Source organism: Mesorhizobium sp. M7A.F.Ca.CA.002.05.1.1 (genome assembly GCF_003998335.1).
Lineage (GTDB): Bacteria > Pseudomonadota > Alphaproteobacteria > Rhizobiales > Rhizobiaceae > Mesorhizobium.
In genome coordinates this window covers 1-6,533 of record NZ_RZQI01000289.1, presented here as the reverse complement: position 1 = coordinate 6,533, position 6,533 = coordinate 1, and the positions used below count along the sequence as shown (strand labels likewise).

Annotated in this window: 8 protein-coding genes; 5 read left to right on the top strand and 3 right to left on the bottom strand. The window is 63.9% G+C overall.

What is annotated here, in order from left to right; translation table 11 throughout:
- Positions 1–111: 111 nt before the first annotated feature.
- Positions 112–543 carry a TerB family tellurite resistance protein gene (locus tag EN939_RS16325; protein WP_127268808.1) on the bottom strand — a complete coding sequence of 144 codons (432 nt, stop codon included), beginning with the start codon at positions 541–543 and terminating at the stop codon, positions 112–114.
- Between the two features lie 148 nt (positions 544–691).
- Here EN939_RS16325 and EN939_RS16320 point away from each other — a divergent pair, with 148 nt between their 5' ends.
- The 4 genes from EN939_RS16320 to EN939_RS16305 all read left to right on the top strand — a co-directional run bounded on the left by EN939_RS16320 (position 692) and on the right by EN939_RS16305 (position 3,125).
- Entirely contained in the window at positions 692–1,477 is a 786-nt protein-coding gene (locus EN939_RS16320; RefSeq protein WP_127268807.1) for a TSUP family transporter, read from the top strand.
- A 52-nt stretch (positions 1,478–1,529) separates the two neighbouring features.
- Positions 1,530–1,700, top strand: coding sequence for a hypothetical protein (locus EN939_RS16315; protein WP_127268806.1), 171 nt, complete (start codon positions 1,530–1,532; stop codon positions 1,698–1,700).
- A gap of 102 nt (positions 1,701–1,802) precedes the next feature.
- Positions 1,803–2,633: a helix-turn-helix domain-containing protein gene (locus EN939_RS16310; protein ID WP_127268805.1), complete on the top strand. Its 831-nt coding sequence runs from the start codon at positions 1,803–1,805 to the stop codon at positions 2,631–2,633.
- 72 nt (positions 2,634–2,705) lie between these two features.
- Positions 2,706–3,125, top strand: a complete 420-nt coding sequence (locus tag EN939_RS16305; protein WP_127268804.1) for a VOC family protein — start codon at positions 2,706–2,708, stop codon at positions 3,123–3,125.
- Positions 3,126–3,148: 23 nt separating this feature from the next.
- On the opposite strand, the gene EN939_RS16300 is transcribed toward EN939_RS16305, so the two are convergent.
- Both EN939_RS16300 and EN939_RS16295 read right to left on the bottom strand, forming a co-directional pair.
- A complete protein-coding gene (locus tag EN939_RS16300; protein ID WP_127268803.1) occupies positions 3,149–4,624 on the bottom strand; it encodes a cobyric acid synthase in 1,476 nt (491 codons plus the stop codon).
- Positions 4,624–5,238, bottom strand: coding sequence for a dimethylsulfonioproprionate lyase family protein (locus EN939_RS16295; protein WP_127268802.1), 615 nt, complete (start codon positions 5,236–5,238; stop codon positions 4,624–4,626). The genes EN939_RS16300 and EN939_RS16295 overlap by 1 nt, the downstream gene beginning before the upstream one ends.
- A gap of 136 nt (positions 5,239–5,374) precedes the next feature.
- Here EN939_RS16295 and EN939_RS16290 point away from each other — a divergent pair.
- The coding region (locus tag EN939_RS16290; protein WP_127268801.1) for an isobutyryl-CoA dehydrogenase at positions 5,375–6,533 on the top strand (1,159 nt) is incomplete at its 3' end.

The window sequence follows — 6,533 nt, the reverse complement described above, 5'->3', positions numbered from 1 at the left end:
CCCCCCGCAGTCCGAGGCTGCCAAGGCGCTTGTCACCGCCGCTCCTGACTTGCACCGGGCAATCGCGAAGCGGCTGCGAGAGCAAGGCTGATCAGGAGAGAAGGCGTCCAATCACTCCTGCGGCTTCACCACATCGACCGGGCTGATGTCGAGCAGGTCGAGCGTGCGGCGCAGAAGGCGCATCTCGCTCTCGGCAAGTTGCGAATCCGCCTTGGCGATCTCCGCCATATGTTTGGCCAATTGCCGGCGCCGCTCGACATCGAGGTCGCGGAACAGTGCAATCGCCTGCGAGCCGTTGGTCTCGTAGCCGAACTCGTTGAGATATTCGATGACGCTGTCGATACTGCTTTCCGCAATGCCGAAGGCGTCCTTGCAGATGCGCCGGAAGACAACCATCTCGCTCTCGCTGACAGACCCGTCGGCCAGGATCATGCGAAACAACATCAGCAGTTCCGCCGACAGGACCGGATCGTCCGCCACCTTGCGCACACCCGGGTCGCCGTCGAATATCTGACGTATCTGGTCCAGCAATGCGAATGCCATCAGGAGCCTCTTTCCGGGTTAACCACACAAATACAAATCCAAGCGCGATGCGCTTGGATAGAGGTAGCGCGGAATCGACCTTGCGCAAACAGGGCGGCCGTGGTCGAACGCCCGATATTTCAGCCGGCCGGACACCGCCATACATCAGATGATCGACCTTAGCATCCAGACCGTCGCCATGCTCGCCTTCGCCGCCTTTGCCGCGGGCTTTGTCGATTCGATCGCCGGCGGCGGCGGGCTGATCACCGTGCCGGCGCTGCTGCTTGCCGGCTTCACGCCGGTCCAGGCGCTCGCCACCAACAAACTGCAAGGCATGTTCGGCTCGGGCTCGGCGACCATCCACTACGCATCGAAGGGTCATGTGGACCTCCGCCGGCAATTGCCGTCGGCGCTTCTGGCCCTTGTCGGAAGCGCCATCGGCGCCTTGCTGGCGACGATCGTGCCGGGTGACATTCTGCGGGCTGCCCTGCCCATCGTGCTGATCGCCATCGCGCTCTACTTCGCGTTTAAGCCCAACATGAACGACATCGATCGCGCCGAGCGGCTGTCGCCCTTCCTATTCGGACTGATCCTTGTGCCCGCGATCGGCTTCTACGATGGCCTGTTTGGACCGGGCGCAGGCTCCTTCTACATGCTGGCCTTCGTGGCGCTTGCCGGCTATGGCGTGCTCAAGGCGACGGCGCATACCAAGCTGCTCAACTTCGCCTCCAACATCGGCGGCTTCATCGTCTTCGCGGCCTTCGGCGTCGTCTACTGGAAGATTGGCCTGATGATGGGCGTTGCCCAGTTCATCGGCGCCCGCGTCGGCGCCAGCCTGGCCATGCGCATCGGCGCGAAACTGATCAAGCCGCTGCTGGTGATCGTGTGCCTGGCGCTTGCTGTGAAGCTGCTGGCCGACCCGGCGAACCCGCTGCGCGCCCTGATTGGTGTGTGATCACGCGCCCTGATAGAATGCCGCTGTTCGAATCATGTAGGAGGAGCCACACATGAATCTTAGCGCACCTACGCAGATCGTTTTTATCATTTCCGTTGTTATCGCCATCATCGGCGCACTCGCCGCGCTTGGCGTTCTTGCGTTCATTCCACTCGCATCGGTGTGGATTGTTCTTATTGCTTTCATCGTGCTTGCCGGCGGCTGCTTGATGCGCGGCGCCTGACCATTTCCCTTGAAGTGGGGACGAGGAGCGCCCGGCCAAAAGCCGGGCGCTTTTGATTCCGGCCCCGGGTCTGCTAGATTTGACTTGGCGCAAGGATGGCCGATGCCAGTCGAGATGCAACCCCAGCAAGAGCAGGACCGGTCCGTCGCCGGGCGGTTCGAGATGCGCCGGCGCCTGCCGGATCCTCGACTTCAGGGCATTGTGTCGGACATTTGCGGCTATCGCGAAATGACGCCCGGCCATATGCGCAACGTCGAATACGCGTCCCTCACCGTACCGCTGGTCATCAGCTTCGCCGAACCCTTCGCCATCGGCCTCGGCAAGGCGCCCGGCGACAATGACCGCTTCGCCAGTTTCGCCGCCGGCCTCTTTGCCGGACCGGTGCTGATCGAATCATTCGGCGGCGCCTGCTGCGTCCAGGTCAACTTCACGCCGCTTGGCGCACGCCGTTTCTTCCGCCTGCCGATGAGCGAACTGGCCGACAGCATGGTCGTCCTCGACGACGTGCTTGGCGCGCAAGGCTTGGCGCTGCGTGAAAAGCTTGGCAACGCGCCGGACTGGACGGCGCGTTTCGACATGGCCGAAGCCTTCGTCACCGCCCGTCTCGAGAATGCCGCCGAGACGCCGCTTGAAATCGCCTGGGCCTATGACCGCATCATCGCATCCGGCGGCCGGACCCGCATTGGATCAATCGCCGAAAGGCTGGGCTGGAGCCGCAAGCATCTCGCCGGCAGTTTTTCCAACGCCATCGGCATCGGCCCCAAGACGCTGTCGCGCATTGTCCGCTTCAACCGCGCGCTCGGCCTGTCGAGACAACAGACCGTCGACTGGGCCGGCATCGCCGCCGATTGCGGCTATGCCGACCAGGCGCATCTGGTGCGCGAGTTTCGCGACCTCGCCGGCGAAACGCCGACCGCGCTCTCTGTCAGGTAACATTTCTTCAAGACGCCGGAACGGTCTTTGAGCAGGGTGGGTTATCGACCAACCCAAATGAAGGAGGTTCCCATGCCAACCACCACTGAAGCGCCCCGCCTCTACCCCGCTTTGCGCTACAAGAACGCGGCAAGAATGATCGATTGGCTGGGCGAGGCTTTCGGCTTCAGCGTCCGTGCCCGCTATGGCGAAGGCGATGTCGTGCACCATGCCGAACTGGTCTTCGGCTCCTCGATGATCATGCTGGGCACGGTGCGCGACGACGACTACGGCAAGATGGTCGGCGAACCCGGCTCAGGCGGCGGCAAGTCGATCTACATTGCCGTCTACGATGCCGATGCCGCCTATGCCAAGGCCAGGAACGCCGGCGCCACGATCATCCAGGAATTAACCAACCGCGACTATGGCAGCCGCGAGTTCATCTGCCGCGACCCGGAAGGCAACGTCTGGTCCTTCGGCACCTACTGGCCGAAGGCGGGCGAAAAGGCCTGAGCCAACCTCGGGCGCTCTGCGAATTACCGAGCCAGCGCAAAGATCGCGTCGCAGTCGAGATGGGTCTCCAGCTCGGCTGCGACCTCGTCCAGCGCCCGCTCGACCTCGGCCCGGTAGTCGATGCCGCCGCCTTTGATGCCGAGGCTTTCGAGGAATCTCCCGCGAAAGCCGTCGGCGCCAAACAGGCCGTGCATATAGGTGCCGATCACCTTGCCGTCGGCCGACACCGCCCCGTCCTCGACACCATTGATGACAGCGGAAGGCCGCAGCGTATCCGGTCCGATGGTGCGGCCGAGGTGGATTTCGTAGCCTTCGAGCGGCAAGTCGAACGGCACCGAACGGGCGCTGACGTTGCGCACCGTCTTTTCCGGTTCCATCACCGTTTCGACGTCGAGGAGGCCGAGCCCTTCGGCTTCGATGACGCTGCCTTCGATGCCGTCAGGGTCGCGCACTGTGCGGCCGAGCATCTGGAAGCCGCCGCAGATACCAACGACATGGCCGCCGCGCTTGCGATGGGCCAGCAAGTCGCGATCCCATCCGTTCTCGCGGAACTTCAGCAGATCGCCGATCGTCGACTTGGAGCCTGGAATGACCACCAGCCCGGCATCGGCAGGCAATGGCTTTCCGGGCGGCACGAACACCACCTCGACCTGCGGTTCGGCCTTGAGCGGGTCGAGATCGTCGAAATTGGCGATGCGGCCAAGCACCGGCACGGCCACCTTCAGCGCGCGCGTTTCGCCAGACGCCAGCCGTTCCAGCACCACCGAATCTTCCGAAGGCAAGCGTGCCGCCGCCTTCAACCACGGAACGACGCCGAAACAGCGCCAGCCCGTGAATTTCTCGATCGACCTGATACCGTCGTCGAACAGCGAAACGTCGCCGCGAAACTTGTTGATGAGATAGCCGACGATCATCCGTCGGTCCTCTTCCGGCAGGATCAGATGCGTGCCGGCGACCGAGGCGATGACGCCGCCGCGATCGATGTCGCCGACCAGCACCACCGGCACGTCGGCGCGCGTGGCAAAGCCCATATTGGCGATGTCGCGGCTGCGAAGGTTGATCTCGGCCGGCGAGCCGGCGCCCTCGACGATGACCAGATCGGCGCCCTCGCCGATCTTGCCCCAGGAGTCCAGCACGGCGTCCATCAGCCGGCCCTTCATCGCCTGGTAGTCGCGCGCCCGCGCCTCGCCAAACACCTTGCCCTGCACGATGACCTGCGCGCCGACATCGGTCTGCGGCTTGAGCAGCACCGGGTTCATATGGACCGAGGGTGCCACACCGCAAGCGATCGCCTGCAGCCATTGCGCGCGGCCGATCTCGCCGCCGCCGGCTTTGTTGTCGCCCGGAATGTCGGCGACGGCGGCATTGTTCGACATGTTCTGCGGCTTGAATGGCCGCACCTTCAGCCCACGCTTTTTTGCCGCGCGGCAGAGGCCGGCGACCAGCACCGTCTTGCCGACATCCGAACCCGTGCCCTGCAGCATGATCGCTCTGGCCATCAGCCCCTGCCCTGCGCCACGGTTCCGGCAATATCGGATTTCTGCGCCAGTGGCCCGCCGCGCCAGATGTAGAGCGCCAGCAGTGGGTCTTTGCCGGTGCGCATGGCGTGATTGACGTTGGACGCGTGGTGGACGACCTCGCCGGCCGTGCGCATGCAAAAGCCGCTCTCGCCCATGCGCCACTCGGCGCCGCCGGTCAGCGGAATGTAGATTTCCTCGGCGACGTGGTGGTGGTCGGGATAGACGATATCGGGTCCAAGGATCAGCAGGCCGGCAGCGACCTCGTCATTGGCGAAGTGGCCTCGGGTGCCGAACACTTCCAGCCAGCCGTAATTGTCGATGAACTCTTTTCCAAAGTCCGCCTCGCCATAGGTCTGCCCCCAGCGGAAATCATTCCGATGCTCGGCAAGCAGTTGCAACAGCGGCTTGGCATCTGGCGGCGCCAGTTCGGCGGCGCGATCGAGATGGCTCAGGCAGGCGAGCGGATGCGGCTCCAGCGTGCGAGCCGGCATGTCCCAGCCGATCCGGGCCACGGCATCGCGCACCAGGGCGTGATCGACTGACGCAAGGTATGCGTGGAACTGTCCCAGCAGTTCATCGAATTTTGTCGTCACATCGTGCTCCGGGCATGCATTGGTGCACAGCCGCTCCGCGAAGGGTCGGGTTGCGCGGCGGCATCATTGGTCTAGATTGGTGCGCGCGCAAAGCCAAAAACGACAGGCCAACAGGTCGAAGATTAGGGAGCACGCCATGGACGCTGCGGTCGATGCGAGCACCAACCAGTTCGAACTCAACGAGGAGCAGCGCGCCATCCAGGAGATGGCGCAGGCCTTCGCCGCCGACCGCGTCGCGCCGAATGCGCTCGACTGGGACCGCAACAAGCATTTCCCGGCCGACGTGATCCGCGAGACCGGGCCGCTCGGCCTCGGCGGCATCTATATCAGGGACGATGTCGGCGGCTCGGCACTTGGCCGGCTCGACGCCGTGCTGATCTTCGAGGCGCTTTCGCACGCCGATCCGGCCTTTTCGTCCTTCATCTCGATCCACAACATGGTGGCGTCGATGATCGACCGTTTCGGCAATGACGAGCAGCGTCAGCGCTTCCTGCCGAAACTCACCTCGATGGAATGGCTGGCCAGCTATTGCCTGACCGAGCCCGGCTCCGGCTCCGATGCCGCGGCCCTGAAAACGCGCGCGGTCAAGAGCGGCGGCGACTATGTCCTGAACGGCACCAAGCAGTTCATCTCCGGCGCCGGCGACAGCGATGTCTATGCCGTCATGGTGCGCACCGGCACTGAGGGGCCGAAAGGCATTTCCACCATCGTCGTGCCCAGAGATGCGCCAGGCCTCTCCTTCGGCGCCAACGAGCACAAGATGGGCTGGCATATGCAGTCGACCCGCCAGGTCATCTTCGAGGATTGCAAGGTGCCGGCGGAGAACCTTTTGTCCGGCGAAGGTGCGGGTTTCGGCATCGCCATGGCCGGGCTCGACGGCGGCCGTCTGAACATCGCCGCTTGTTCGCTGGGCGGCGCGCAGTCGGCGCTCGACAAGGCGCTTTCCTACACCGCCGAGCGCAAGGCCTTCGGCTCGAAGATCAACCAGTTCCAGGCGCTGCAGTTCAGGCTGGCCGACATGGAGACCGAACTGCAGGCGGCGCGTATTTTCCTCTATGCCGCCGCCGCGAAGCTCGACCGCAAGGCGCCGGACGCCGGCAAATGGTCGGCGATGGCCAAGCGCTTCGTCACCGATACCGGCTTCAATGTCGCCAACGACGCACTGCAGCTGCTCGGCGGCTATGGCTACCTGCACGACTACGGCATCGAGAAGCTGGTGCGGGACCTGCGCGTGCACCAGATCCTCGAAGGCACCAACGAGATCATGCGCGTCATCATCGCGCGAGCATTAATTG

Excerpts from the sequence above, each read along its gene's own strand:
- EN939_RS16325 (WP_127268808.1), bottom strand. The coding sequence starts at position 543 with ATGGCATTCGCATTGCTGGACCAGATACGTCAGATATTCGACGGCGAC.
- EN939_RS16320 (WP_127268807.1), top strand. The coding sequence starts at position 692 with ATGATCGACCTTAGCATCCAGACCGTCGCCATGCTCGCCTTCGCCGCC.
- EN939_RS16315 (WP_127268806.1), top strand. The coding sequence starts at position 1,530 with ATGAATCTTAGCGCACCTACGCAGATCGTTTTTATCATTTCCGTTGTT.
- EN939_RS16310 (WP_127268805.1), top strand. The coding sequence starts at position 1,803 with ATGCCAGTCGAGATGCAACCCCAGCAAGAGCAGGACCGGTCCGTCGCC.
- EN939_RS16305 (WP_127268804.1), top strand. The coding sequence starts at position 2,706 with ATGCCAACCACCACTGAAGCGCCCCGCCTCTACCCCGCTTTGCGCTAC.
- EN939_RS16300 (WP_127268803.1), bottom strand. The coding sequence starts at position 4,624 with ATGGCCAGAGCGATCATGCTGCAGGGCACGGGTTCGGATGTCGGCAAG.